At 69.2% G+C, this 25,254-nt stretch carries 24 protein-coding genes; 6 read left to right on the forward strand and 18 right to left on the reverse strand.

Features of this window, described 5'->3' with window-relative positions:
- Positions 1-2 precede the first annotated feature (2 nt).
- The 5 genes from ACFOD9_RS00165 to ACFOD9_RS00185 all read right to left on the reverse strand — a co-directional run bounded on the left by ACFOD9_RS00165 (position 3) and on the right by ACFOD9_RS00185 (position 4,693).
- Positions 3-830 carry an enoyl-CoA hydratase/isomerase family protein gene (locus ACFOD9_RS00165; RefSeq protein WP_379508051.1) on the reverse strand — a complete coding sequence of 276 codons (828 nt, stop codon included), beginning with the start codon at positions 828-830 and terminating at the stop codon, positions 3-5.
- A gap of 1 nt (position 831) precedes the next feature.
- Positions 832-1,611, reverse strand: a complete 780-nt coding sequence (locus ACFOD9_RS00170) for an enoyl-CoA hydratase/isomerase family protein (protein WP_379508052.1) — start codon at positions 1,609-1,611, stop codon at positions 832-834.
- 1 nt (position 1,612) lies between these two features.
- Positions 1,613-2,608 carry an acyl-CoA dehydrogenase family protein gene (locus ACFOD9_RS00175; protein ID WP_379508053.1) on the reverse strand — a complete coding sequence of 332 codons (996 nt, stop codon included), beginning with the start codon at positions 2,606-2,608 and terminating at the stop codon, positions 1,613-1,615.
- On the reverse strand, positions 2,605-3,810 hold the full coding sequence (locus ACFOD9_RS00180) for an acyl-CoA dehydrogenase family protein (RefSeq protein WP_379508054.1): 1,206 nt from the start codon (positions 3,808-3,810) through the stop codon (positions 2,605-2,607). Before ACFOD9_RS00180 ends, ACFOD9_RS00175 begins: the two co-directional genes overlap by 4 nt.
- Before the next feature lie 112 nt (positions 3,811-3,922).
- Positions 3,923-4,693 (reverse strand): FadR/GntR family transcriptional regulator, encoded by a 771-nt coding sequence (locus ACFOD9_RS00185; protein WP_379508055.1) that lies wholly within the window; start codon positions 4,691-4,693, stop codon positions 3,923-3,925.
- A 120-nt stretch (positions 4,694-4,813) separates the two neighbouring features.
- On the opposite strand from ACFOD9_RS00185, the gene ACFOD9_RS00190 reads away from it, so the two are divergent.
- Together ACFOD9_RS00190 and ACFOD9_RS00195 are read left to right on the forward strand one after the other, a co-directional pair.
- Positions 4,814-5,818, forward strand: a complete 1,005-nt coding sequence (locus ACFOD9_RS00190) for an alpha/beta fold hydrolase (RefSeq protein WP_379508056.1) — start codon at positions 4,814-4,816, stop codon at positions 5,816-5,818.
- A 21-nt stretch (positions 5,819-5,839) separates the two neighbouring features.
- Positions 5,840-6,262 carry a PaaI family thioesterase gene (locus ACFOD9_RS00195; RefSeq protein WP_379508057.1) on the forward strand — a complete coding sequence of 141 codons (423 nt, stop codon included), beginning with the start codon at positions 5,840-5,842 and terminating at the stop codon, positions 6,260-6,262.
- Positions 6,263-6,304: 42 nt separating this feature from the next.
- On the opposite strand, the gene ACFOD9_RS00200 is transcribed toward ACFOD9_RS00195, so the two are convergent.
- From ACFOD9_RS00200 to ACFOD9_RS00255, 12 genes are all read right to left on the reverse strand, one after another.
- Complete coding sequence (locus ACFOD9_RS00200; protein ID WP_379508058.1) at positions 6,305-7,126, reverse strand: VOC family protein; 822 nt, start codon at positions 7,124-7,126, stop codon at positions 6,305-6,307.
- Between the two features lie 138 nt (positions 7,127-7,264).
- On the reverse strand, positions 7,265-7,606 hold the full coding sequence (locus tag ACFOD9_RS00205) for an EthD domain-containing protein (protein ID WP_379508059.1): 342 nt from the start codon (positions 7,604-7,606) through the stop codon (positions 7,265-7,267).
- A gap of 36 nt (positions 7,607-7,642) precedes the next feature.
- Positions 7,643-8,416 (reverse strand): enoyl-CoA hydratase/isomerase family protein, encoded by a 774-nt coding sequence (locus ACFOD9_RS00210; protein WP_379508060.1) that lies wholly within the window; start codon positions 8,414-8,416, stop codon positions 7,643-7,645.
- Between the two features lie 15 nt (positions 8,417-8,431).
- Entirely contained in the window at positions 8,432-9,277 is an 846-nt protein-coding gene (locus tag ACFOD9_RS00215) for an HpcH/HpaI aldolase/citrate lyase family protein (protein WP_379508061.1), read from the reverse strand.
- Positions 9,278-9,289: 12 nt separating this feature from the next.
- Complete coding sequence (locus ACFOD9_RS00220; protein ID WP_379508062.1) at positions 9,290-10,504, reverse strand: acetyl-CoA C-acetyltransferase; 1,215 nt, start codon at positions 10,502-10,504, stop codon at positions 9,290-9,292.
- Positions 10,505-10,527: 23 nt separating this feature from the next.
- A complete protein-coding gene (locus tag ACFOD9_RS00225) occupies positions 10,528-12,168 on the reverse strand; it encodes an acyl-CoA dehydrogenase family protein (protein WP_379508063.1) in 1,641 nt (546 codons plus the stop codon).
- Complete coding sequence (locus ACFOD9_RS00230; protein ID WP_379508064.1) at positions 12,165-12,983, reverse strand: hypothetical protein; 819 nt, start codon at positions 12,981-12,983, stop codon at positions 12,165-12,167. The genes ACFOD9_RS00225 and ACFOD9_RS00230 overlap by 4 nt, the downstream gene beginning before the upstream one ends.
- Positions 12,980-14,185, reverse strand: coding sequence for a CoA transferase (locus ACFOD9_RS00235; RefSeq protein WP_379508065.1), 1,206 nt, complete (start codon positions 14,183-14,185; stop codon positions 12,980-12,982). The genes ACFOD9_RS00230 and ACFOD9_RS00235 overlap by 4 nt, the downstream gene beginning before the upstream one ends.
- Entirely contained in the window at positions 14,185-15,663 is a 1,479-nt protein-coding gene (locus ACFOD9_RS00240; RefSeq protein ID WP_379508066.1) for a 3-hydroxyacyl-CoA dehydrogenase, read from the reverse strand. Before ACFOD9_RS00240 ends, ACFOD9_RS00235 begins: the two co-directional genes overlap by 1 nt.
- Before the next feature lie 26 nt (positions 15,664-15,689).
- The gene (locus ACFOD9_RS00245; RefSeq protein WP_379508067.1) at positions 15,690-16,841 is read right to left on the reverse strand and encodes an acyl-CoA dehydrogenase family protein; all 1,152 of its coding nucleotides are present in this window, start codon (positions 16,839-16,841) and stop codon (positions 15,690-15,692) included.
- A 160-nt stretch (positions 16,842-17,001) separates the two neighbouring features.
- Positions 17,002-18,213, reverse strand: coding sequence for a CaiB/BaiF CoA transferase family protein (locus tag ACFOD9_RS00250; protein WP_379508068.1), 1,212 nt, complete (start codon positions 18,211-18,213; stop codon positions 17,002-17,004).
- Between the two features lie 5 nt (positions 18,214-18,218).
- Positions 18,219-18,914 carry an SDR family NAD(P)-dependent oxidoreductase gene (locus ACFOD9_RS00255; protein WP_379508069.1) on the reverse strand — a complete coding sequence of 232 codons (696 nt, stop codon included), beginning with the start codon at positions 18,912-18,914 and terminating at the stop codon, positions 18,219-18,221.
- 217 nt (positions 18,915-19,131) lie between these two features.
- Here ACFOD9_RS00255 and ACFOD9_RS00260 point away from each other — a divergent pair, with 217 nt between their 5' ends.
- From ACFOD9_RS00260 to ACFOD9_RS00270, 3 genes are all read left to right on the forward strand, one after another.
- Complete coding sequence (locus ACFOD9_RS00260; protein ID WP_379508070.1) at positions 19,132-21,123, forward strand: oxidoreductase; 1,992 nt, start codon at positions 19,132-19,134, stop codon at positions 21,121-21,123.
- A gap of 61 nt (positions 21,124-21,184) precedes the next feature.
- Entirely contained in the window at positions 21,185-21,796 is a 612-nt protein-coding gene (locus ACFOD9_RS00265; protein WP_379508071.1) for a cysteine hydrolase, read from the forward strand.
- 29 nt (positions 21,797-21,825) lie between these two features.
- Positions 21,826-22,251, forward strand: coding sequence for a nuclear transport factor 2 family protein (locus ACFOD9_RS00270; RefSeq protein ID WP_379508072.1), 426 nt, complete (start codon positions 21,826-21,828; stop codon positions 22,249-22,251).
- Between the two features lie 240 nt (positions 22,252-22,491).
- On the opposite strand, the gene ACFOD9_RS00275 is transcribed toward ACFOD9_RS00270, so the two are convergent.
- Positions 22,492-23,541, reverse strand: coding sequence for an NAD(P)H-dependent amine dehydrogenase family protein (locus ACFOD9_RS00275; RefSeq protein ID WP_379508073.1), 1,050 nt, complete (start codon positions 23,539-23,541; stop codon positions 22,492-22,494).
- A 351-nt stretch (positions 23,542-23,892) separates the two neighbouring features.
- Between ACFOD9_RS00275 and ACFOD9_RS00280 the strand changes: the two genes are divergently transcribed.
- The gene (locus ACFOD9_RS00280; RefSeq protein ID WP_379508074.1) at positions 23,893-25,239 is read left to right on the forward strand and encodes an aromatic ring-hydroxylating oxygenase subunit alpha; all 1,347 of its coding nucleotides are present in this window, start codon (positions 23,893-23,895) and stop codon (positions 25,237-25,239) included.
- Positions 25,240-25,254 lie beyond the last annotated feature (15 nt).

The following is a 25,254-nucleotide window of genomic DNA, read 5'->3' on the forward strand; positions in this document are numbered from 1 at the left end:
CGTCAGCGGCCCTTCCATTCGGGGCGGCGCTTTTCGAGGAAGGCGGCCGGGCCTTCCACCGCGTCCTCGGTCTGGGCGCAGCGCATCCGGTAGCTTTCGGCGAGCAGTTCGGCCTCGTAGATCGGCAGCGAATAGCCCTTGCGGATCGCCATGCGGGTGCCGCGCACGGCCAGCGGCGCGTTGCGGTTGACGATCTCGGCCACTTCCCAGGCGCGCTCCATCAGCTGGTCGCCGGGGACCACCTCGGTGATGAAGCCCAGCTCGTAGGCGCGCTGGGCGCTGATCCGCTCATGCTTGCCCATGATCGCCATCCGCATGGCCACCGGCAGCGGGAGCACGCGCGCCACGCGCACCATCTCGCGCGCCGAGACCACGCCGATCGACACGTGCGGATCGAAGAAGCTGGCGTGATCGGCGGCGATCGAAATGTCGCAGGTGGTAACCAGATCCAGCCCCGCGCCGCAGGCGATGCCGTTGATCGCGCAGATGATCGGCTTGGTCATGGTCATGTAGGGCGGGGTCGCCTCCTGCGGGATGTCCCACTGGCGATAGGAGGAGAGCATCGGCTCGCCCCACATATCGATGCCGGTCGGCTGGCCATCGCGCATCGTGCCTTCGATGACGTTGACATCAGCCCCGGTGCACAGCGCCTTGTTGCCCGCGCCGGTGACGATGATCGTCCAGACGTCCTCGTCGTCTTCCAGCTCCTGGTAGAGCGCCTTCAGTTCGCGCATCATCTCGATCGAGACGGAGTTGAGCACTTCCGGGCGGTTGAGGGTGACGCAGGCGGTGTGGCCGCGCTTTTCGACGAGCAGCGTGTTCCAGCTCATGTTACTTCTTTCCTCCGGTCTTCAAACGGTTGGCAATGCGCGCGGAATTGTCGCGCAGGGATAGCGGGGTATTGGCCAGGCGCTCGACCGTGCGGCCGCCCTGGCGATCGAGATCCTTGCACAGGTCGATGGCAAGCTTGGCCACGCCGACCGCATCGGCATCCTTGGCGGCCAGGCGCTGGCAGAAGGCCCAGACCTGGTCCTCGAACGCCTCGGGCTGGTAAACGGCCTGGACGAGGCCGGCGGTCAGCGCGGTCTGCGCGTCCATCGGTTCGCCCGCCATGCCCAGCCACTTGGTCCAGCCCACGCCGATCAGGCGGACGAGACGGCTGGTGCCGCCCGAGCCGGCGATCATGCCCAGGTCCACTTCGGGCAGGCCGAAGCGGGCTTCGGTGGAGGCGAGGCGGAAATCGACCGCGCCGGCCATTTCGAGGCCAATGCCCAGGCACGGGCCGTTGATCGCCATGACCACCGGCTTCTCGATCATCTCCATCTCGTCGAAGAAGCGGTGGATGTTGCGACGATAGTCGCGGCGGAAGACCTGCATGGTGCGGGTGTTGGGAAAGTGCTGGACGTGTTCGACGATGTCGATCCCGGCGGTGAAGAACGGGCTGTTGGACCGCAGCAGCAGCACCTTCAGCTCCGGATCGTCGCGCAGGTCGTCCACCGCGTCGAAGATCGCCTGGCGCATGGCGATGGTCATCGCGTTGCGCTTGGCCGCGCGGTTGAGCGTGAGGATGATGATCCCCTCGCGGTCTTCCCGAAGAATGTCGTCGGTCAAATCAGGCCTCCACCGGCAGGTTCACGAGTTGGCCCGGCACGCCTTGCGGATTGCCGAACATCTGGTTGAGAATATGGGTGCGCTTGAGCAGCAACTGGGCATCGCATTCCTGGGTGAAGCCCATGCCGCCATGCGCCTGGATGTTGAACCGCGCGGCCTTGAGCGCCTCGGTCCCGGCCAGCCACTTGGCGGCGCGGACCTGGAACTCGGCATTGTCCGCAAGGCTGGCCAGGGCATGGGCGGCGGCCCACACTTGCGTCCAGCACAGCTCCGCGCCAAGCGCGGCATCGGCGCAGCGGTGCTTGATCGCCTGGTAAGCCCCGATCGGGTGGCCGAACTGGACCCGGGTGCGGGCCTGCGTCGCGGCCATGTCGCGCGTGGTTTCGAGCTGGCCGACAAGCATGGCGGCGGCCAGCAGATGGGCGGCCAGCGCCAGCCCGGGCGAGACCGTGGTCGCCACCACCGTTGCGGCATTGCCTGATCCGGGCAAGGGCATGGCGAACAGGCGCGAAGTCTCGTCGATGCACTGGAGCGGGCGCGGCGGCCCGGCGATCAGGCTGACGGTGTCGCCCGCCACCATCAGCGCCAGCCCATCATCGGCATCGATCGCCCGCGCTTCGCCATCCAGCGCGCCAAGGCCAATGCCCACCTGGCGCTCGCCCGCCAGCAGGGCGGCGCAGAGCGCCGGCTCGCCGGCCTCGGCGGCGACCTGCGGGGCCAGCATGGCGGCGATGGCAGCGGGCGAAACCAGCGTGCGGCCAAGCTCGCGGGCGACCAGCACCTGTTCCACGCAGGTCAGCCCCAGCCCGCCCTCGGCCTCGGCCAGGCCCACGCCGAACACGCCGAGCGCGGCCAGATCGCCCCAGCGCTCGCCCCAGCGTTCGCCATCGCGGGGCCGGTTTTCGCGCAAGCGCGCGATCGGGAAGGCGTCCGCCACGAAATCAGCGACGCCGCGCGCCAGGGCCAGCTGTTCGTCATCGGGGAGCGCGAGCATCATGCCAGCAGCGCCCCTGTCGCCTCATGCCGGGGCAGGCCCAGCAGGCGTTCGGCGATGATGTTGCGGCGCACCTCCGAAGTGCCGCCGCCGATGGTGACCGCATAGGAGAACAGGTATTGCAGCACCGGGTTCACCGCGTGGGCGCTGTCGTCCACCTCCAGCCCGCGCAGCTCCAGCAGGTCCATCCACAGCTGGAACAGCTCCTGCTTCACCTCGGCCAGCATCAGGGCCACGTAGGTGCCTTCGGCGCCCGGGACCTCGTCGTTGAGGCTGCGCCCGGCGGCGAACAGGGTCATCGCCTTCAGCCCGGCGCTGCGCGCGCGCAGGGCGCCCAGCCGCGCGGCCACCTGGGCATCGGCGATCAGCGGCCGTCCCTCGGCATCGCGGGTATCGCGGGCATGGGCGATCAGCCGCTCCACCGTCTGCCCGATCCGCACCTGCGAGCCGACGAACGAGCGCCCCCGCTCGAACGCGAGGGTGGCCATGGAAACCCGCCAGCCATCGCCCAGCGCGCCGACCACATTGGCCAGCGGAATGCGGACGTTGTCATAGAAGACTTCGCAATTGTGGTATTCACCATCCATCGAGCGGATCGGGCGGACGGTGATGCCCGGGCTGCTCATGTCGCAGATCACCCAGCTCAGCCCCTTGTGGCGCTGCGAGCCCGGCTCGGTCCGCAGCACCAGTTCCTGGTAGTCGGAGCCTTGTGCGAAGCTGGTCCAGATCTTCGAGCCGTTGACCACGATCTCGTCGCCCACCACCTCGCCCCGGCAGCGGATCCCGGCCAGGTCCGATCCCGCGCCCGGCTCCGAAAAGCCCTGGCACCAGATCGCCTCGCCGCGCAGGATGCGGGGGAGATGGAAGGCCTGCTGCTCGGGCGTGCCGCACTGGATCAGGGTTGGCCCGGCATGGGACTGCGAGACCGACAGGCCCGAAGCCTCGGGCGCGGCGGCGCGGGCATATTCCTCGTACCACACGATCTGTTGCAGGGGATCGAGATCGCGCCCGCCGCTGGCCGCCGGCCAGGCGATCCCGGCCCAGCCGCCATCGTGGAGGGTGCGCTGCCAGCCTTGCAGGAAGGCGCGATGGGCGCGGGCATCGGCGGTGATCGGCGGCGCGCTCTGGCGCGGAACGTGGGTTTCCAGCCAGTGGCGGACCTCGGCGCGAAACGCAGCCAGTTGTCCCTCCCCTGCCCGGTCCATCCCGTCTCCAATCAGCTAACCGATAAGCCTCAGGCCGATTGCACCGGGGCGCAGCGCGAAGCAACCCCTTCCCGCGCCTGGCCCTTCCCGTATCGTGCGGAAGATCAGGCGCTCATTCGGCGGCGGCGGGCAATTGCACCACGTCGATCGGCATCTGCGCGCGATAGCTGGAGAAGACCACCTCGCCCGCGACTTCGAGATGCTTGTGCCAATGGGCCTGGGCCTCGGCGGCATCGCCGCTCCGCACGATCTCGACCATGCGTTCGCGGCTGCGGACGTTCCACTTCCGCATCCGGTCCACCCCGGCGCGGGCATAGGTCTTCACCGTGACATCCACCGTCTGGCGATCGACGATCCCGGCGATCAGGGTGGACAGGATGTGGATGGTCTTGTTGCCGCAATATTCGGTGAGAATGTGCGAGAAGCGCGAGGTGAGCTGGCCGTAGCGCACCGGATCATCCTCGGCGGCGGCGGCGGCGGCGATGTTTTCCTCCATCGCCGCGATCGCCGCGCGGTTGCCCGAGGCGGTGAGCAGCGCGGCGGCGGCCGGTTCCATGATCGTGCGGCACTGCCACACGTCCTGCAGGGTCACCCCTTCGATCTGGAGGCAGACGCCGACCTGGCGGGCCAGCACGTCGGGATTGAGCGCGGTGACGCAGGCGCCGCCGCGCTGCCCGCGCGTGACCTCGATCAGGCTTTCGGATTCGAGCATCCGCAGGGCTTCGCGCAGCGTGGGCCGCGAGATGTTGAACTGTTCCTGCAACTGGCGTTCCGGGTGCAGGCGATCGCCCGGACGCAGATTTCCCGTCACGATTTCCCGGCGCAGTTCCGCAGCGATCCGTTCTGCGACCTTGACCCGCGGCGGCGCTTGCCGTTTGATCATTGACTTCCCTTGCGCTCGACTTGCAAGAACCCGCCGGTCGCTTATCGCAAGCGCCCCGCGATAGCCAGCGCCATCGCCGCGCCGGGCCGGCGCTATCAACCGGAAACGAGTTTGCCCCCCATGCCGTCAGCGCCAGTCTCCCTGCCTACTCCAGCCTCCCTGCCATCGCCCGCCCCTGCTGACGACCTCGCCGATCCCTATGTCCTCGCGCACTATGCCGGCGCGCGCCCCACAGCGCCCGCCTGGTTCACCGCGGCCATCGCCCATCAGCCGGAGCGCGGGCGGTTCGTCTCGCAAGGCGCCGAAATCGAGCTGCTCACCTGGGGCGAGGCCGGAAAGCCGGGCCTGCTGTTCCTTCACGGCAATGGCGCCCATGCCGACTGGTGGAGCCCGCTGGCCCCGTTCTTTGCCGGCCAGTGGCGCTGCGGCGCCCTGTCGTGGAGCGGCATGGGCCGGTCCGACCGGCGCGCCGAGGGCTATGACGTGACCCTGTTCGCCCAGGAAGCGCGCGACGCGATCGCCGCCGCCCGGCTGGACGAGGCCGGGCCGTGCATGGTCATCGGCCATTCGTTCGGCGGCATGGTCGGCCTGTTCGCGGCGGCCAGCAACCCGGCGGTGCGCGGGCTGGTGGTGATCGATTCGCCGCTGGGGATGTCGCGCGAGCGGGTTGACGTGGTGCGCGCGCGGGCGCCCCGGGCCTATCCGGCGCACCGCCCCTTCGCCACGATCGCCGATGGCCTGGCGCGGTTCCGGCTCTCGCCCCCGCAGCCCTGCGTCAACGATTTCATGGCCGATCACATCGCCCGCCACGGCCTGGTCGAGGAAAACGGCGCCTGGGTCTGGCACTTCGATCCGCGCCGGGTCACCATGCGGAAGAACGCGCTGGCCCCGCCGGTGGCCGATGTCGCCTGCCCGATCGCCTATCTCCACGGCGATCGCTCCACCCTGATCAACGCCGAAACCCTGGCGACCACGCGGGCCGCGCTGCCGCCCGAAACCCCGTTCATCACCATTCCCGACAGCGCGCACCATGTCCCGCTCGACCAGCCACTGGCGCTGGTTGCCGCGCTGCGCGCCCTGCTCGCCACCTGGCCCGCCCCGGGACAGGGCTGGCCCCATCGCTGAACCTTGCGGAGAACACCCCCGATGCCCACCGATCCCGAAGCCCTCGCCGCGCAAGGCTGGCAGCCAATCCAGCCCGACAGCTTCAGCCGCGCGCTGGGGCCATTGTGGATGATGCGGGGCGAACGGCCAGCCATGGGCTTCATCGCCACCGAGGCCCAGACCAACGGGCACATGAAGACCGTCCACGGCGCCGCCCTGATGACGCTCGCCGATCTGGCCCTGGGCTATGGCGTGTCGATCGCGGCGGGCACGCCCAACAGCGCGACGATCCAGCTCAACCTGCAGTTCGTCGCCGCGCCGCAGATCGGCGATTTCGTGGTCTGCTATCCCGAGGTGATCCGCGTGACCCGCGATGTCACTTTCGTGCGGGCCACGATCCAGGTGGGCGACAGGACCGTGGCCAATGCCGACGGCATCTGGAAATTCCTCAAGCCCAAGGCCTGAGCGAACACCCGAGCGAACACCTGAGCGCCCGCCCCCGCGCGCTCAGGCCTGCTCGAATTCGAAGCGGAAGCCCAGGTGATCGCGCGGGTCGGCCATGATCGCGCCGGGCGCGGTGCCCGCGATCACCCGCAGCCCCTTGCCTTCCAGCCAGGCCCGCGCGGCGGCGAGATCGCGCACGCCGAACACGGTGGAGCGGATGCCGTGGCCGGTGGTCATCATCTCGCGCCGCAGCAGGCCATCGGCCACCGGGGTGACCAGTTCGCAGCGGCTGTCGGCGATCTGGAGGCCGATGGCCCGCGCGCCAAGGCCGGGGCGCTCGGCCGCGTAGATCGGCCGGGCGCTGACATAGGACTGGAGGAAGGCCGAGGCCGCCTCGATATCGACCACCGCGTGGGTATAGCCGCGATAGCCGGCAAAGCCCACGCCCTGCGCCGCCCAGTAGTCCGGCGCGCGGCTGTGGTTCACGTGGATGTGCCTGGCCTCGGGGCCATAGAAGGTGCCGCCATAGTATTCGAAGGCAATGCCCTGGCTGGTCGCGGGATCGGTGTGGAAGGCCTCGACGATGTCGCGCAGGATGCGGACCTCGTGCTCCGCCGTGGCGGCGCGGGCCTGATCCATGTCGGCCTCGAACTCGATCCCCAGGTAGTGCGGGCCGATCCGGCCGTGGAGCATGAAGTTCTTCGGCTCGAACAGCTCGAAGATCATGCCGCCCACTTCGATCAGGCAGGCGTGCCAGTTCGGCCCCGGCAGGTCCGACATGAACGAGCCGCCGTAGACCTCTTCCAGGAAGGTGATGCTGGCCGCGAGATTCTCGACCACGATGTTGGGATGGCTCGTGCGGCGGCACTCGATCGACGTGGGCAATGAACCTCTCCCTGGCAAGCCTGGCCGCGCGCGCGGCGGCCTTTGGCCGACCTTGCCGCAAGTGCCCCGGCCCGGGTAAGCGCCGGCGCGAGTGGCCGGCAATTGATCGTGGCGGCGATCAGGCCGGACCGGCCCCGCTCAAGGCGCGTCGACCACCTCGACGACCATGCCCCGGCTGGCGGCCATGTCCATGAACCGGGCGCTGCTGGCCGCGCGGTCATCGGCAAGGAAGGCGGGGCTGGTCATGTCGGCCTCCATGGTCGCGCGGTCGGCAAAGCCGATCTCTACCACGGCGTCATAGTCGAGCGCGCCGACCTGGACCGGCCCGTGCGCGCCGGGCAGCGGAAAGCCGGCGCAATAGTGGATCATGTGGGGCAGGCGCTCGCGCACCAGCGGCGCGTGGACCTCGCGCCAGTAGGCCTCGAACTGCGCCGTGGTGAGATCGGGATGCTTGCGGATGAGCGAGACGACCTTGATCATTGCCCTCTCCTCCCCCTGGCGCCTCAACCCTGCCCCTCAACCCTGGGCGGGCAGCGGCTTGTCGGCCTTCATCGTCTTGAGCAGTTCGAGGAAGGCCCGGTTTTCCACCTTCATGATCGCCTCGGCATCGCCGTTGCCCATGTTCTGGGCCAGCATCTGCTTGGTCAGGCGCATCTGCAAGGCGCCCGTGCCGGCCAGTTGCTCGGCCAGGGCGATGGCTTGGTCGCGCAACTCGTCATCGGGGAAGACCTCGGTGACCAGCCCCCAGGCGAGCGCCTGCCGGGCGTCGATCTTCCGGCTCCGCAGGAGCACGTCGGTCGCCCGGCCCGGCCCGATCAGCCGGCCAAGCAGCGCCGAGCTGCCGCATTCGGGCATGGCGCCCAGCTTGAGGAAGGGGAAGTTGAACGAGCCGCTCTCCCCGCTCACCCGGATATCGGCGCACAGCGCGTGGGTGGCGCCGATGCCGATGGCCGGGCCGTTGATCGCGGCGACGACCGGCTTCGAGCGCTCGATCAGCGAGAGCAGGTTGCCGTCGCCCGTGCCCATGGTGAAGGTGGCCGGGGTCTGCCGGCGGCCGGTTTCGGGATCGAATTCCTTCGCCTTGAGATCGGCCCCGGCGCAGAAGGTGGCGCCTTCGCCGGTCAGCACGATCGCGCCGACTTGCGGATCGGCATTGGCGGCCAGAATCGCCTCCACCGTCTCGCGCGCGCAGGTGGCGTTCCACGCATTGCGCTGCTCGGGCCGGTCATAGGCGATCACCTGGACCTTGCCGGAACGGCTGAGCCTGAGCGTGGTGGGGGTGTCGGTCATGGGGAAAGGTTCCTGTCAGGCCCGGGCGAGCAGCGCCCGCGCCTTCTTGAGATGGGGCATATCGATCATCTTGCCATCGAGCGTGAGCACGCCGGCGCCGGGATTGGCGGCGAAGGCATCGACCACGGCCCGGGCGCGCGCCACGTCCTCGGCCGAAGGGGTGAAGGCGGCGTTGATCACCGGCACCTGATCGGGGTGGACCGCCATCATGCCGAGGAACCCGTCGCGCGCGCCGCGCGCGGCATAGGCGGCCAGGCCTTCCAGATCACGGATCGCGGGATAGACCGTCTCGATCGGGGCGACCTCGGCCGCCGCCGCGCCGAACAGGGTCAGCGCGCGGGCGATCTCGTAGGGCGGGGTATAGGAGCCGTCCTCGTGCCGCGCGGTGAGCGCGCCGACCGCCGCCGGCAGGTCTTCCGCGCCCCAGGTGAGGCCGGCCAGCCGCTCGCGCACCGCGCCGAATTCGCCCAGCAGGAACAGCGCGCGCGGGGTTTCGGTGGCGATCGGCAGGATCACGCCGCTGGCATCGCCCCGCTCGCGCATCCGGCCGTCAAGATCGCGGATCGAGGCCGCGCCTTCGGCCTTGGGCAGCATCAGCCCATCGGGCCGCGCCGGCAGGACCGCATCGAGATCGGCGTCGGTCAGCCCGCCATCGAGCGGATTGACCCGCACGAACAGCCTGACCGCGCCGCCGCGCGCTTCTGCCAGGAACGCCGCCACCGTCTCGCGCGCGGCGGGTTTGCCTTCGGGCGCGACCGAATCCTCAAGATCGAGGATCAGCGCATCGGCGCCCGAATTCAGCGCCTTTCGCATCCGGTCGGGCCGGTCGCCGGGAACGAACAGCAGCGAGCGCAGGCGCATCGGCTATCCCCCTCAGGCGGCGCGTTCGAACACCGCGGTCAGGCCTTGCCCGCCGCCGATGCACATGGTCTCGATCCCGTAGCGGGCCTCGCGGCGGTCCATCTCGCGCAGCAAGGTGGCGAGGATGCGCCCGCCGGTCGCGCCGACCGGATGGCCCAGCGAGATGCCCGAGCCGTGGACGTTGAGGCGCGCTTGATCATCCGCGCCGAACTTCCATTCGCGCAGGCAGGCGATAACCTGGCTGGCGAAGGCCTCGTTCAGCTCGATCAGGTCGATGTCCTTGAGGCTGAGGCCCACCCGGTCGAGCGCCTTGGCGGTGGAGGGCACCGGGCCGATGCCCATGATCCGCGGCGCGCAGCCGGCAACCGCCCACGACTTGAGCGTGGCCAGCGGCTTGAGGCCATGCTTGTCGGCCATCTCGCGGGTGCACACGATGCAGGCCGAGCCGCCGTCGTTCTGGCCGCTGGCATTGCCGGCGGTGACCGTGGCGCCCGGCGTGCGCGCGCCGTAGATCGGCTTGAGCTTGGCCAGCGCCTCCATGGTCAGGCCGGGCCGGGGATGCTCGTCCTTGTCGATCACGGTCTCGTTGCCCTTGCGGTCACGCAAGGTCACCGGGATGATTTCCTGGGCGAAGATGCCGTTTTCCTGCGCGGCGACGGCCTTCTCGTGGCTGTGCAGGGCGAACTCGTCCTGCTCCTCGCGCGGGATGGCATATTGTTCGCGCAGGTTCTCGGCGGTCTCGATCATGCCGCCGGGAACGGGGAAGTTCTTGCCGCCGGCCGTCACCCGGCCACGCGCCAGGCTGTCGTGCAGCATGATCCCGTCGCCGCCCAGGCCCGTGCGCGGGGCATGGGTGAAGAAGGCGGCATTGCTCATCGATTCCGCGCCGCCGGCAACAACCAGATCGGCGCCGCCGGTCTGCACCTGCATCACCGCGTAGATCACGGCTTGCAGGCCCGAGCCGCAGCGCCGGTCGATCTGGATGCCGGGCGTCTCGATCGGGAGGCCCGCATCGAGCGCGACCACGCGGCCCAGCGCCGGGGCTTCCATCGTGGGGTAGCACTGGGCGAAGATCACGTCCTCGACCGCTTCATGCGGCACCCCGGTGCGCGCGAGCAGGCCGGAGAGGGCGGCAACGCCCAGCTCGACCGCGCTCTTGGCGGCAAACATCCCGCCCTGCCGGCCAACGGCGGTGCGGACGGGCTCGCAAATGACGACTTCGCGCATGGGACTTGGCTCCTTGAACAGGTTCAGCGCGCGGCGGCGAGGCCGCGCCCGATGACGTGCGCCTGGATTTCCCCGGCGCCCTCGAAGATGTTGAGAATGCGGGCATCGCACAGGACGCGGCTGGCTTCGTATTCCAGCGCATAGCCGTTGCCGCCGTGGATCTGCACGCACATATCCGCGTTGGCCCAGGCGACGCGCGCGCCGAGCAGCTTGGCCATGCCGGCCTCGATGTCGCAACGCTCGCCCTTGTCCTTGTGGCGGGCCGAGGAATAGGTGAGTTCGCGGGCCATCACCAGTTCGGTCACCATCATGGCGAGCTTGTCGGTCACGCGCGGGAAATCGGCGAGCTGGGTGCCGAACTGCTTGCGTTCCGTGGCATAGCGCAGCGCGAGGTCGAAGGCGTTCCAGCCGACCCCGATGGCGCGCGCCGCGGTCTGGATGCGCGCGCCCTCGAAGGTCCGCATAAGCTGCTTGAAGCCCTGGCCCTCGGCCCCGCCGAGCAGGCCATCCCCGGCCACGCGGAAATCCTCGAAGGAGAGCGCATATTCGCGCATCCCGCGATAGCCCAGCACTTCGATCTCGCTGCCGAACAGGCCTTCGTCGGGGAAGTCCTCGGCATCGGTGCGGCGGGTCTTGGCGGCGAGCAGCATCGAGAGGCCGCCATAGCCCGGCACGTCGGGGTTGGTGCGGCACAGGACGGTCATCAGGTCGGCGCGGGCGGCGTGGGTGATCCAGTTCTTGGCGCCCTTGATGGTCCACGAGCCATCGTCCTGGCGCACCGCGCGGGTGCGGACCGAGGCCAGGTCGGAGCCGACATCGGGTTCGGTGAACACGGCGGTCGGCAGGATCTCGCCCGAGGCGAGGCGCGGCAGCCAGTTGGCCTTCTGCTCGGGCGTGCCATTGGCGCCGATCAGCTCGCCGGCGATCTCCGAGCGGGTGCCGAGCGAGCCGGCGCAGATCCACCCGCGCGACAGTTCTTCCGAAACCAGGCACATGGCCAGCTTGCCGAGGCCAAGCCCGCCGAATTCCTCCTCGATGCACACGCCGAACACGCCCAGTTCGGCCATCTCGGCCACGATCTCATCGGGGATCAGATCATCGGCAAGGTGCCAGGCGTGGGCATTGGGGGCGATCCGGTTGCGCGTGAAGACGCGGAACTGGTCGCGGATCATGTCCATCGTTTCATCGTCGAGCGATTCGTCGGGCACCTCGCCGGCGCGCAGGCGGGTGGCGAGCGCGAGGCGAGTTTGCGCGGTGTTGCCCTCGGCGAGGAAGGTCTGCACCGTCGGATCGGCGGCCAGCGCGGCGGCGGCACCGGCCAGGCCCAGCTCGCCCGGGCGCACGAATTCGTTCTGGCTCATCGGCACGCCGCCGAGCAATTGGGCCAGGTATTCGCCGAAGCCGACCCGCAGGGTCAGCTCTTCCAGCTCGCCGAAGCGGCCGGCGGCCTGGCCGCGCTGCGCCCAGTCGTGCGTGGCGGCGAGCGCTTCGGCGGTGGTGGCGATCCAGGCGAAGCCGTGGACCAGCCGCTGCTCGCGGTCAGCCAGGGCGCTGTCGACCCGCCCGCCGGGGGCGATGACCTGCGCCACGCGGCCTTGCGCGGCGGCGGCATAGGCCCGGGCGGCGACAACGGCGGCTCCGGCCGCCTCGATCCACTTGCTCATTGATGCTCAACCTTTGCTATCATGGCGACCGCACCGTCACAGCGGATCGCGCGCACTTCGTTTTCGCCCTGCTGGAGGTGGATCGCCGGCCCGAGGAACAGGGGTGACTGGGCGCGGAAGGCGAAGCGCCGCAGCGCGCCCTGCCGCTCCGCGAGGCCCGCCAGCTTCGCCGCCGTGAACGGCCCGTGGACGACCAGCGCCGGATAGCCTTCCTCGGCCTGCGCGTAGGGGAGATCGTAATGGATGCGGTGGCTGTTGAAGGTGACCGCGGAGAACCGGAACAGGTTGACCGCATTGGGCTGCCAGGCCTCGCCGGCCGGCGCCGGCGCCACCACATCCGGCATCACCGCCGGCTCGCCCATCTCGCGGTAGACGTAGCTCTGGCGTTCGCGCACGCGGACCGTGCCGCCTTGCGAGATCACCTTGTCGACCTCGACAAACACCAGATCGCCCGACTTGCCCGACTTGTGGTTGACCTCGGCGATCGTGCTGACCTGCTCGGCATTGCCGCCCAGCACCAGCGGCGCCTCGAACACGATGTCGGCCGAGGCGAACATCCGCCGGGGCAGGCTGATCGCGGGCAGGAAGCCGCCGCGCCTGGGATGGCCGTCCACGCCGATCTCGGCGTCGGCGGGCTGGGGCAGGAAAAAGGCCCAGTGCGGCAGCGGCGGCAGCACCTTTTCAATCGCCGGATCGGCATCGAGCGCCAGCGCATAGCGGCGCAGGCTCTCGAATTCGAGCAGTTCGTTGCGGGTCTCGGTGCGGCCGACGGCGGCCTTCCATTCCGCCAGCGCGGCCGGATCAAGCGTGGTCATGCGACAGTGCCCTCATCGTGGAGGCGGCCGATCTCGCCGCTGCCCATGTTCAGCAAGGTGGCGAGCACTTCGTCGGTGTGCTGGCCGATGCGGGGGCTGGCGGCGGCGGGTGCGCGGCTGTCGCCGGGCATTCGCGCGGCCGAACCCGGGGTCGGATAGGCATCGCCACCGGCGTGCTGGACGGTGGCGAAGATCGGGTTCTCCCCGAACAGGCGCGGTTCCTTGTCGAGCGCCTGGGCCACGGTGCGATAGACCGACCAGGTGCAGCCGGTCTGCTCGAACACCTCGGCGCAGGTCGCCAGCGGCAATTGCGCCAGCGCGGCTTCGACCAGCGCATCAACCTGCGCGCGGTGCGTGAAGCGCGCCCCCTCGTCCCTGGCGAAGTTGACCCCCAGCGTGCCTTCCAGCGCGGCGATGCCCCCGGCAATGCCGAGCGCGTTCACCAGGCCGGTCCACTGCTTCGGGGTGATCGCCACGATCATCACCCGCTCGCCATCGGCGGTGGGGAAATCGCGGCCGAAGGCGCCGAACAGGTTGTTGCCGCTGCGCGGGCGATCCTTGCCCCCGCCCAGCAGGACTTCGGCCACATTGCCAAGGTTGCCCATGGTCGCGGCGGCAAGGTCGGACAGGGCGAGGCGAATCTCGCGCCCGCCGCCGCCAGCCGCGCGGGCTCGTTCCGCCGCCAGCAGGGAAAAGGCGCCCTGCGCGCCGGCCAGGAGGTCCCAGGCCGGGAGCACGTGGTTCACCGGGCGCGGATCATCGGCATGGCCGGTCAGCCAGGGCACGCCCACCGCGGCATTGATCGTATAGTCGACCGCCGGGGTGCCATCGGCCCAGCCCATCACGCGCAGGCAGATCAGATCATCGCGCAGGGCCGAGAGCTTTTCATGCGACAGGAAGCCATCGACCGGGAAATTGGTGACGAACAGGCCATCGCCGCCGGTCGCCACGCGCTGGGCCAGCTCGCGCCCGGCCGGGCTGCCGAGGTTGATCGCGATCGACTTCTTGCCCTTGTTGAGCCCTTCCCAATAGAGGCTCTGCCCGCTGGGGCCGATCGGCCAGCGCTTGCTGTCCGGCCCGCCGCCGATCTGGTCGAAGCGGATCACCGTGGCGCCCATCTGCGCCAGGTGCAGGCCGCAGGAAGGCCCGGCGATAAACGCCGCGCCCTCGACCACGGTGAGGCCGTTCAGCAGGCCGTACATCAGGCCTGCTCGTAGGCGGACAGGCCCAGCTGCGCGCGGCGGCGCAGCCACAGGCTCGGGCGGTAGCGGTCGGAGCCGGTGATCGCCTGGAGCTGGACCATGATCGCATGGGCCTTCTGCGGCCCCAGCCAGTCGGCGAATTCGACCGGCCCCTTGGGGTAGTTCTGCGCCAGCTTCATGGCGAGGTCGATGTCCTCGGGGCTGGCCACGCCGATCTGCGCCAGTTCGCAGCCGAGGTTGGCAATCATGCCGAGAATGCGCTGGAGCACGAAGCCGGGCGAATCCTGGATCACTTCCACCCGGAAACCGAGCCCGCGCAGCCAGTCGCCCACCCTGGCGGCAACAGCCCCGCCGCCGATCGCGGACATGACGGTAAGGTGGCCGGCGGCAGCCGCCGTCAGGTCCACCGCGACCGTGGTTTTCGGATCAAGCCCAAGCCGGGCGCAGGCCGTGGCGCAGTCTTCCCCGATCGGCGCGATCAGGGTCACCTCGTCGCCGGCGACGAAGCCGGGCCTGGTGGTGATCTCGTCCCAGCCTTCGCCCCAACCGTCACTGGCGCCCAGCTTCGGCTTCACCGTCACCGGCAGGTCCGGCGCGGGCGCGGTGGCGGGGAACTTCGCGCCATCGGCATAGTCGAAGAAGCCGCGCGCGGTCTTGCGGCCGAACAGGCCGGCGTTCGACATCAGCTGGTGCAGCGTGGTCGTCTTGAGGCGCGGATCGTGCTGGTAGCCCTCGTAGATGTAGGTCGAGGCGGCATAGTTCACATCGATGCCGGTGAGGTCCATCAGCTCGAACGGCCCCATGCGGAAGCCGGCGGCATCGCGCATGATCCGGTCCACCGTGGCCGGATCGGTCACGCCTTCCTGGACGATGGCCAGGCCTTCAAGCGCCAGCGCGCGGCCCTGGAGATTGACGAGGAAGCCCGGCGCGTCCTTGACCGAGACCGGCACCTTGCCGATCTGCTTCGACACCTCGACCGCCCAGGCGGCGACTTCCGGCGAAGTGGCCGGGGCCACGATCACCTCGACCAGCTTCATCAGCGGCACGGGGTTGAAGAAGTGCAGCCCGCAGACCCGCTCCTTGTGCTGGCAACGCGCGGCGATCGCGGCGACCGAGAGCGAGGAGGTGTTGGTCGCCAGCATGGCACTGGGGGCAACCACCGCTTCCAGGTCGGCGAAGACCTTCTGCTTGATGTCCAGCCGCTCGACGATGGCCTCGATCACCACTTCGCAGGGGGCGAAGGGGGCAAGGTCGCTGGCCAGCACCAGCCGGCCCTTCGCGGCATCGGCGAAGCCGGCGGCGAGCTGGCCCTTTTCCTCCATGCGCGCGATCCGCGCGTGGATATCGGCGGCGGCCTTGTCGAGCGCGTCCTGGCTGAGGTCGTAGAGCACGACGTTCAGGCCCGAGGTCAGCCCGATCTGCGCGATGCCCGCGCCCATCGGACCCGCGCCGACGACGCCAAGGGTGGTCAACTGCATCGTGTTCGTTCCCTTCGCTTGCCCGTTCAGACCTTGAGGCCCGCTTCGCGCAGCAGCGCCTTGGCGATGATGGTCTGCTGGACCTGGCTGGTGCCTTCGTAGATCCGCATCAGGCGCACGTCGCGGTAGAAGCGCTCCACCTTGTATTCGGCCATGTAGCCGGCGCCGCCGTGGATCTGCACCGCGCGGTCGGCCACCCGGCCCAGCGCTTCGGAGGCGAAATACTTGGTCGAGGCGACATCGGCCGAAACCTTCTCGCCGGCATCATAGCGGCGGGCCACGTCCTGGGTCATCAGCCAGGCGGCATAGGCTTCGGTGCGGCTGTCGGCGATCATGCCCTGGACGAGCTGGAAGTTGCCGATGGCCTGGCCGAACTGCTTGCGGTCCACGGCATATTGCACGCTTTCCTTGACCAGCCGGTCGCACATCCCGCTCGACAGGGCGGAGAGGTGGATGCGGCCGCGATCGAGCACCTTCATCGCGGTCTTGAAACCGCGCTCGGGCACGCCGCCGATGATGTTGGCGGCCGGCACCACCACGTCGTCGAAGATGACGTCGCAGGTCAGCGTGCCCTTCTGGCCCATCTTCTTGTCAAGCTTGCCGAAGCTGATCCCCGGCGTGTCGGCCGGCACGATGAAGGCCGAAACGCCGGCGGCGCCGGCCACGTCGGGCCGGGTGCGGGCCATCAGGGTGAACATCCCGGCGCGCGGGGCATTGGTGATGTAGCGCTTGGTGCCGTTGACCCGGTAAACGTCGCCGTCGCGGATCGCGGTGGTGACGATCGAGGCGGCGTCCGAACCGGCGTTCGGCTCGGTCAGCGCGAAGGAGGCAAACATCCCTTCGGCCAGCCTGGGCAGCCATTCGGCCTTCTGCTCCTCGGTGCCGTCCATCACGATGCCCTGGCTGCCGATGCCCACCGTGGTGCCGATCACCGAACGATAGGCGAAGGAGGTGCGGCCCAGCTCGTAGATGACCTGGATTTCCTCGGACGAGGTCAGGCCCAGGCCGCCGTATTCCACCGGAACGGTCAGGCCGAACAGGCCCAGGTCGCGCATCTCGTCGATGATTTCCTGCGGCACGGCATCTTCGTGCTCGACCCGGTCTTCATTGGGGATGAGCCGCTCGTCGACAAAGCGACGCACGGTCTCGCGCAGCATGGCAAAAGTTTCGGAGTCCATGGAACCTCGCAAGCGGAAGTAGGCGGCAGTGTGCCCGGAATCGCCCGAGCCTCTATCAGGCAGACGATTAATTGCAACGCCGCGCGCGCGTGATCGCACGATGAGGCAGGTGGCCATCGGCGATGACGCCGGCGGGAATGCCCAACCCCCGCCAGCCCGTTCAGGCCGGCTCGGTCACCAGCCCGGCCTCGAACAATGCGGCGATCTCGGCTTCGCCGAGGCCCGCTTCGGCCAGGACCGCGCGGCTGTGCTGGCCGGGCCGGGGCGGACCGCTGCGGATCGAGCTGGGCGTGCCGCCAAGCGCGACGCCGGGGGCCAGCAGCGCCAGCGGATTGGCCAGGCCATGGACCGGGGTCGGCACCAGCATTCCCGAGGCCTGGACCTGGGGATGGGCCAGCGCCTCGCGCGGGGACAGCACGGGGCCGGCCGGAATGCTGGCCGCGGCCATGGTGTCGAGCGCCTCGGCCGTGGTGCGCGCCGCGCACCAGCGGGCCATCCGTTCGGACAGGACCGCGCCATTGTCGCCGCGCAGCTGGTCGGTGGCGAAGCGCGGATCATCCAGCCATTCCGGCTCGCCCATCAGGTTCGCCCAGCGCTTGAAGATCGCCGGGCCGACGCACTGGGTGACGATCCACCCGTCAGCCGTGCGGAAGGTGTCGGTCGGGCCGTTGATCACGCTGCGGTTGGCCGTGGCCGTGCGGTTCGGCCCGGTCGCCGCTTCCTCGACCAGGTAGGTCGCGCTGAAGGCCAGCGCGGAGGCCAGCAGGCTGCCGGTCACCTGCTGGCCGCGGCCGGTGCGCGACCGCTCGAACAGGGCGACCATGGTGCCGAAGGCGGCATAGAGCGCGGTGGCGCTGTCGACCCACGAGATCGGGGTGCGATAGGGCACTTCGCCGGTGCCGGTCAGGAAGGCCGAGCCGCACATCGCCTGGGCCACCGAATCGAACCCCGGGCGATCCGCCCACGGCCCCACCGGCCCGAACGAGGAGGTGTTGGTCAGGATGATGTCGGGCCGGATCGCGCTCAGGCTGGCATAGTCGAGGCCCATCTTGGGCAGGACGCTCTCGGGCACGTTGACCACGACCACGTCGGCGGTTTCCACCAGCCGGCGCAGCGCCGCGCGGCCCAGCTCCCCGCGCGGATCAAGCGCGAGCGAGCGCTTGTTGCGGTTGCCCTGGAGGAACACCGAACCCTCGCCCTCGGGAGTGACCGGGGTGATCGCCCGGTCCTCGCCGCCGCCGGGCCGCTCGACCCGGATCACGTCCGCGCCGAAATCGGCCAGCAGCATCGCGCAGTAGGGACCGGCGACGTAGCGGCCGAAATCGAGAACCCGGATGCCGTCGAGCGCGCCCCTGCTGGTCGGTCCCGCCATGCCGATCAGCCCCCCTCGCCCCGGCTGACCGGGATCAGCGCGCCGCTGATCGCGCGGGCGGCAGGCGAGGCCAGGAACTGGATCACGTCGGCGATGGCCTGCGGCTTGACCCACTGGCTGGTATCGGCACCGGGCATATCGGCGCGGTTGGTCGGCGTGTCGATGATCGAGGGCAGCACCGCGTTGACCGTCACCCCGGTGCCGGAAAGCTCGGCGGAAAGCGCCTCGGTCAGGCGGTGGACGCCGGCCTTGGAGGCGGCATAGGCGCCCATCCCGGCGGCGGCCGAAATCGCCGCGCCGGCGCCGATGTTGATGATCCGGCCCGCCTTGCTCGCCTTCACGTGGGGGAGAACCGCGCGGGTAATCGTGGCGTTGGACTTCACGTTCATCGTGAACATCCGCTCCCAGCTGCCGATCGCGCCGCCTTCCAGCGTTTCCCAGGTGAAGCCGCCGGCGATGTTCACCAGCACATCCACCCCGCCGAAGGCCTCGGCCACCCGGGCCACCGCGCCGTCAACCGCGGCGGCATCGGTCAGGTCCACGCCGGCGATGTCCAGCCCGCCGGGAATGGCATCGGGGGCCGAAGGGGCGAAATCGATCCGCGCCACCCTGTCGCCCGCCGCCGCGAAAGCCGCCGCCACAACCCGGCCAAGCGCCCCGAACCCGCCGGTCACGATAATGCTGCGTCCACTCATGGTCATGCCTTTCTGTCTGTTGGTCCTGCCCTTGCCAAACCGGGGCCGTCCGTCAATCCCCGCCGCGGCGTTCGCGGGCCGGGGGCGGCGCGGCGGGCATCGCCAGGACGATGCCGATACTTTTGCGGTGGCTCTCCCGCGCCCAGCCGTGCCACCATGCGGCCAGAGCAGGCGGCCCCGCGTGGCCGCGCTTTCCCCCTGCCGCCCTGTGCCGGAGCGATCGATGCATTCCGAATACCCCAACCTGTTCAGCCCCTATGATCTTGCCGGGGTGCGCCTGAAAAACCGCCTCGCCATGGCGCCGATGTCCACGCAATATGGCGGCAAGGACGGCTCGGTGCAGCCGCGCCACATCGCCTTCTACCGCGAGCGCGCGCTGGGCGGCTTCGGCCTGATCATCGTCGAGTTCACCTGCGTCGACACGCTGACCGGGCGGACCGAGGAACACCAGCTCTCGCTTGACAGCCGCGCCAACCTCGATGGCCACAAGCGCCTGGTCGATGGCGTGAAGAGCGCGGGCGCGGCCTGTTTCGTCCAGCTCCAGCACGGCGGCCGCTTTGCCGACAAGCGGCTGGTCGGACTGCCCAAGGCGGCCAGTTCGGTCTATTCGCGCAAGGATCCGACCAAGCTCGTCTCGGGCGAATTCACCACCGAGGAGGTGGAGCGCCTGGTCGAGAAGTTCGCCTATACCGCGCGCCTGTGCAAGGAAGCCGGCTACGACGGGATCGAGGTCCACGCCGCCCACGGCTACCTCGTCTCGCAGTTCGTCAGCCCCAACACCAACCTGCGCGACGACAAGTGGGGCGGCGATGCCGACCGGCGGATGGCCTTCCCCACCGCGATTGCCCGCGCGATCAAGGCCGAGGTCGGTGCCATGCCGCTGGTCTTCCGCCTCTCGGTCGATGAATTCCTCCCCGGCGGCGTGACCATCGAGGACAGCATCTACAATTCGAAACTGCTCGCCGCCGCCGGCACCGACGCGATCCACGCCTCGACCGGGCGCGGGCCGGACAGTTTCGAGCGGGTGATGGAGCCGATGTCGACGCCCGAAGGCTGGCGCGTGCCGCTCGCCCGCCGGATCCGCGAGGAAGCGGGCGTGCCGGTGATCACCGTCGGCCAGATCCGCACGCCTGCGGTGGCCGAGGCCGCGATCGCCGATGGCAGCGCCGATCTGGTCGCGCTGGGCCGGCCGACGCTGGCCGATGCCCACTGGGCGCGCAAGGTCGAGGAAGGCCGCTTTGACGATGTGCGCCCCTGCACCAGCTGCAACTGGTGCATCGGCGGCAATACCCACCCGATGACCTGCGCCGAAAACCCGCGCACCGGCTACGAGCTTGATCCGATCGTGCCCGCCGATACCGGCGCGGGCCGGAAGGCCGTGGTGATCGGCGCCGGGCCGGGCGGCCTCTCGGCCGCGCTGATGCTGGCCGAGGCCGGCTTCGACACCCATCTCCACGAAGCGCGCGCCTATCTGGGCGGCGGGCTGATCGCCTCGGCCATGCCGCCGGGCAAGGACAAGTTCTTCTGGTATCGGGACTATCTGCTGCGCCGGCTCGATCGCAGCGCGGTCAAGGTCCACCTCGGCTCCAGCCTCGATGCCGCCGGGGTGATCGCGCTCAAGCCCGACGTGGTCTTCGTTGCCGCCGGCACCCGCAACCGGCCGATGGACGTGCCCGGGATCACCGGTCCCAGGGTGCTCGACAGTTTCGAGATCCTGATGGGCGGGCAGGATGCCGGCCTTGCCGCCGGGCAAGGCGTGGTGGTCTATGGCGGCGGGGAAACCGGCTGCGAAACGGCGGAATACTTCGCCGATCGCGGCGTTGCGGTCACCCTCGTCTCGCGCTCGCCGGCAGCCTCGCTCGCCCGCGCGGCGGAACGGATCTACCGCAAGATGCTGCTCCAGCGGCTGGCCGCCAACCCGCTGATCACCCTGGTGCCCGATACCACCATCACGCAGATCGCCGAAGATGGCACGGTCACCCTCGTCGGCAAGGACGGCACGAGCCGGACCCTTGCCGCCGACCGGGTGATCATCGCCCAGGGCCGCGATCCGGCCGACGCGATGATCGGCGCGCTGATGGCCGCGGGAATCGAGACCCAGGTCGTGGGGGACAGCCACAAGGTCGGCCGGATCGGCCATGCCGTCCACGATGCCTACCACGCCCTGCGCGCCATGGCCGCGGTCCGCACCCGGCCCACCGAACTGGCCTGCTGACCAAGCCGAACGAAAACCAGACCATGCGGCCCGGCCGCGCAACAACAAGGGATGCGAACCCATGGCATTCGATATCAGCCCCCTGCTGCAACCCGGCAAGGTGGCCGTGCTGCTCTCGGAAATGCAGCGCAACATGATCGGCGACCTGAGCGACCGCGCGCTCGGCCAGGTGGCCAGGGAACTGGGGATCGTCGCCGCCGCCGTGCCGCTGGTGAAGGCCGCCCGCGCCCACGGCGCCCCGGTGATCCACTGCCTCGCCGATACCTCGCCCACCCGGTTCGGCGGCAACACCAATGCCCGGCTGTTCCGGCAGAAGCGCCCGGCCGATGCCCCGCCCCACGATCCGGCCGGCGATACCCCGGTGCAGGACCTGTACGAGCCGGGCGACGTGCTCTCGCCGCGCGTCCACGGCCTCAACCCCATGGCCGACAACCAGCTGGAAAAGCGCCTTCGCAACAGCGGGATCACCACGGTGATCATCGCCGGCATCTCCACCAACGTGGCGATCCCCGGCCTCGCCATGGACGCGGTCAACCACGGCTACCAGGTCATCGTCGCGCGCGATGCCGTCTCGGGCTTCCCCAGGGAACAGGCCGAGGGAATGCTCAACAACACCCTGGCGATGATCGCCACCCTCGCCACGGTCGAGGACATCGTCGCCGCCTGGGCCTGAGCGCCGCGCCACAAGGGAGAGAACCAGTCATGAGCGAATGGGAAGCGAAAGCCGCGGTGATCGCGGTGATCAACCACTATTCGGGCGCCGCCGCGCGGCTCGACATCGATGAATTCTGCAGCGTGTTCACCCCGGACATCACCTTCCATGGGGTTGCCGAGATGATGGGCCAGCCCGGCCCGCTCAAGGGCCACGAAGGCCTGCGCGCCTTCTTCGGCCCGGCCTTCGCCCATCTCGAATGGCTCCAGCAGCAGAACACCATCACCGACGTGGTCCTCGGCCCCGACGGCAAGACCGCGAAAACCAGCACCAGCATCACCGAGAACGCCAAGGGGCCGGGCGCCGACCAGATCTACCTGCTCGCCCGCTACGAGGATGAACTGGTCCTCACCGGCGATGGCTGGAAGATCGCCAAACGCACCCTGGTCCCCCACCGCTTCCAGACCGTGCCCTGAACGCACAAGGGGCCGGCCAGACCCGAACCGGCCCGCCCGCGCAGGCCCGCCCGCGCAGACCATGTGGCTCCCTTCCCCACCGGGGAAGGGCCGGGGATGGGGGAGCGAGACCGCAAGGCCTCGCGTCCACGCCAGCGTTCAAGCCCGCCCGGGCCAACACCCCCAAGCGCCAAAGCCCCTCCCCCACGGGGAGGGGCTTTGGCGTCGGCGGGGCGCCGGACGGCCGGGCGGCCTGATGCCCTAGAGGATGTTGCGCCCCACGATCATCGGCAGGTCCAGGAAGGTGCGGATGCCCGGCGCGGCCTCCACCACCGGCGCGATCGCGTGGACCGCGTGCATTGCCGTGCCGAGGCACCCCTGGTCGTTCTCGTCGCCGCCATCGGGCGCGATGATCGTCTGGAGGGTCATGTCGGGATCGCCCTTGATCGTCACGTGCCAGCCGCGCCCCTGCGGCCAGTGCGGCGCGGTGTGCGCGCCCAGCCGGGTCACGTGCTCCACCTTCATCGCCGGCCGGCCCTTGACCATGGCGGTGAAGGAATAGCGCTTGCCCGAGACGGTGCCCTTCTCGATCCGCCCGGCGGCGACGTCAAACGCCTCCTCGGCCACGGCCAGCTCGCACTCGTAGACCATCGATTCGATCGTCGCGCCGAAAGCGTCGGCCAGCATCAGCAGCGGCGCGCCGAAGGCGCCGCTCTGGTCGAGCGGGACCGGCATCGGGCCGTGCGGCTGCGGCGGGCCGCCAAAGCCCATGCCGTCGAACAGGGTCGCGCGCGAGGGATAGGTCGCATAGTCGAGGATTTCCTGGACCAGCAGGCTGTCGATCCTGCGGAACAGCGGCGACATCGCCAGCGGCAGGCATTCCGAGCCCCAGCCCGGCTCGATCCCGGTGCCGTGGAACGAAACCCCGCCCCTGGCGCAGGCCGCGTTCAGCCGGTCAACCACGCCCTGGCCCAGCGAGATCGGATAGATCAGCGCGGTGACCGCGGTGGAGATCACGTTCTTGCCGGATTCGAGCAGAGCGCAGATATCATCGATCGCCCCGGCCGGCTCGCGGTCCGCGCCCTGCGGCATATAGAGCACGCAATCGGCCTCCATCGCCAGGATCGCGGCGCGGTCGTTCGTCGCGGCCACGCCGATCGGCGCAACGCCGCAGATCTCGCCGATGTCGCGCCCGGACTTGGCCGGATCATAGACATAGGCGCCAACCAGTTCGAGGCCGGGCTGCTCGATCACCGCCCGCACGGCGTGCCGCCCCACGGTTCCGGTCGCCCACTGAATCACCTTTGCCATCGCCGCATCTCCCTTGTTCGCCCGGTGCCGGTTGCGGGCCAGCCGCGTGCCAACCGGGCGGTCGCCGTTTGCGCGAACCGATGCTGCGATGCACGGGTGGCCAAGGCAGTGCAAAGGCGGCGAGATCGGGCGCCCCAGCATATCGCCGAGGCGATCACCATGGCCGGGAAATGACCGGGACAGTGGACGGGCCGGGCGGAATCCCGCAGCTTGGCGCCCGCAACGGGCCGCAAGTGCCCGCGGCCCTCGCGCGGCAAGATCGCTTGCACCGCGCCGAGGCCGGCGATATTAGACATATGAAGCGCGCGCTTGATAAGCCGGCGACAAACAGCCGTGTACCGGGAGACTGCAATGACCGCCATGGACAAGACCCCCGACGCGAAGTCCGCGGTGCCTGACAGCCTGCAGAATTTCGTCGTCAAGGAAAGCTACTACGATCCCGCCTTCGTCCAGCGCGAATATGCCCGGCTGTGGCCGCGCACCTGGCAGATGGCCTGCCGCGAGGAGGAACTGGCCCGCGTGGGGGACTATGTCACTTACGATATCGGCGCGGAATCGGTCATCGTCGTGCGCTCCGATGCCGAAACGATCAACGCCTTCCACAACGTCTGCCTCCATCGCGGGCGGCGGCTGGTCGAAGGCAGCGGCAACATGGCCAATTTCCCCTGCCGCTTCCACGGCTGGCGCTGGTCGATCGGCGGCAAGATCGAGAACGTCACCCAGAAGGAAGACTGGTGCGGCACGCTCGATCATGACGATCTCTCGCTGCCCGCGATCCAGGTCGATACCTGGGGCGGGTTCGTCTTCGTCAACTTCGATCCCCAGGCCCAGCCTTTGCGCGAATACCTGGGCGGCGCGGCCGATGCGCTCGATCCCTTCCGGATCGACACCATGCGCTATCGCTGGCGCAAGTGGCTGAAGATGCCGTGCAACTGGAAGGTCGCGCTCGAAGCCTTCAACGAAGGCTATCACGTGGCGATCACCCACTATCCGCTCAACCGCTTCGGCCAGAGCCAGTTCGCCAGCCGCGCCGAAGGCATCCACGGCACCTTCTACGCCGATACCTCCAATATGCTGGCGGCCAGCAATGGCCGGGCCAAGGCCCGCAAGATGCCCCCCGGCGCCGATATCGCCGCCACCATGGCCGGCTTCCATGCCTATCTGAAGAAGGCGATCGATTCGAACTCCAGCGATTCGATCCGCTATGCCGCCCAGGTCCTGCCGACCATGGTGACCCCCGAGATGGAGCCGGGCGACATCATCACCAAGCTGATGGAAACCGCCGCCGCCATCGATGCGAAGCGCGGCGTTCCCTGGCCGCCGATCACCGCCGAACAATACCAGGCCGGCGGGATCGACTGGCATATCTTCCCCAACATGGTGCTCCTGCCGATGGCCACCAATTGCCTGGGTTACCGCGCCCGGCCGTGGGAGAACGATCCCGACTGGTGCATCTTCGAGGTCTACCAGCTCGAACGGATGCCCGAGCACGAGATCCCCAGGACCGAGAACCTGCGGAACGACGACATCTATGACTATGATTTCTGGGGCGAGATTCTGCTCCAGGATTTCCAGCAGATGGAAGCCACCCACAAGGGGTTGAAATCCAGCGGCTTCCCCGGCTCGCGGCTCAATCCCAAGCAGGAAACCACGCTCAACAACTTCCACCGCGTCTACAACGAATACCTCGGCACCTGAGGCCGCCGGGGGGGC

The sequence above is a fragment of the Novosphingobium bradum genome, from assembly GCF_042646485.1.
Taxonomy (GTDB): domain Bacteria; phylum Pseudomonadota; class Alphaproteobacteria; order Sphingomonadales; family Sphingomonadaceae; genus Novosphingobium; species Novosphingobium bradum.

Coding starts and splice junctions, on each gene's coding strand:
- ACFOD9_RS00165 (WP_379508051.1), bottom strand. CDS start 830: ATGAGCTGGAACACGCTGCTCGTCGAAAAGCGCGGCCACACCGCCTGC.
- ACFOD9_RS00175 (WP_379508053.1), bottom strand. CDS start 2,608: ATGATGCTCGCGCTCCCCGATGACGAACAGCTGGCCCTGGCGCGCGGC.
- ACFOD9_RS00180 (WP_379508054.1), bottom strand. CDS start 3,810: ATGGACCGGGCAGGGGAGGGACAACTGGCTGCGTTTCGCGCCGAGGTC.
- ACFOD9_RS00185 (WP_379508055.1), bottom strand. CDS start 4,693: ATGATCAAACGGCAAGCGCCGCCGCGGGTCAAGGTCGCAGAACGGATC.
- ACFOD9_RS00190 (WP_379508056.1), top strand. CDS start 4,814: ATGCCGTCAGCGCCAGTCTCCCTGCCTACTCCAGCCTCCCTGCCATCG.
- ACFOD9_RS00195 (WP_379508057.1), top strand. CDS start 5,840: ATGCCCACCGATCCCGAAGCCCTCGCCGCGCAAGGCTGGCAGCCAATC.
- ACFOD9_RS00205 (WP_379508059.1), bottom strand. CDS start 7,606: ATGATCAAGGTCGTCTCGCTCATCCGCAAGCATCCCGATCTCACCACG.
- ACFOD9_RS00210 (WP_379508060.1), bottom strand. CDS start 8,416: ATGACCGACACCCCCACCACGCTCAGGCTCAGCCGTTCCGGCAAGGTC.
- ACFOD9_RS00215 (WP_379508061.1), bottom strand. CDS start 9,277: ATGCGCCTGCGCTCGCTGCTGTTCGTTCCCGGCGACCGGCCCGACCGG.
- ACFOD9_RS00220 (WP_379508062.1), bottom strand. CDS start 10,504: ATGCGCGAAGTCGTCATTTGCGAGCCCGTCCGCACCGCCGTTGGCCGG.
- ACFOD9_RS00225 (WP_379508063.1), bottom strand. CDS start 12,168: ATGAGCAAGTGGATCGAGGCGGCCGGAGCCGCCGTTGTCGCCGCCCGG.
- ACFOD9_RS00230 (WP_379508064.1), bottom strand. CDS start 12,983: ATGACCACGCTTGATCCGGCCGCGCTGGCGGAATGGAAGGCCGCCGTC.
- ACFOD9_RS00235 (WP_379508065.1), bottom strand. CDS start 14,185: ATGTACGGCCTGCTGAACGGCCTCACCGTGGTCGAGGGCGCGGCGTTT.
- ACFOD9_RS00240 (WP_379508066.1), bottom strand. CDS start 15,663: ATGCAGTTGACCACCCTTGGCGTCGTCGGCGCGGGTCCGATGGGCGCG.
- ACFOD9_RS00245 (WP_379508067.1), bottom strand. CDS start 16,841: ATGGACTCCGAAACTTTTGCCATGCTGCGCGAGACCGTGCGTCGCTTT.
- ACFOD9_RS00250 (WP_379508068.1), bottom strand. CDS start 18,213: ATGGCGGGACCGACCAGCAGGGGCGCGCTCGACGGCATCCGGGTTCTC.
- ACFOD9_RS00255 (WP_379508069.1), bottom strand. CDS start 18,914: ATGACCATGAGTGGACGCAGCATTATCGTGACCGGCGGGTTCGGGGCG.
- ACFOD9_RS00260 (WP_379508070.1), top strand. CDS start 19,132: ATGCATTCCGAATACCCCAACCTGTTCAGCCCCTATGATCTTGCCGGG.
- ACFOD9_RS00265 (WP_379508071.1), top strand. CDS start 21,185: ATGGCATTCGATATCAGCCCCCTGCTGCAACCCGGCAAGGTGGCCGTG.
- ACFOD9_RS00270 (WP_379508072.1), top strand. CDS start 21,826: ATGAGCGAATGGGAAGCGAAAGCCGCGGTGATCGCGGTGATCAACCAC.
- ACFOD9_RS00275 (WP_379508073.1), bottom strand. CDS start 23,541: ATGGCAAAGGTGATTCAGTGGGCGACCGGAACCGTGGGGCGGCACGCC.
- ACFOD9_RS00280 (WP_379508074.1), top strand. CDS start 23,893: ATGACCGCCATGGACAAGACCCCCGACGCGAAGTCCGCGGTGCCTGAC.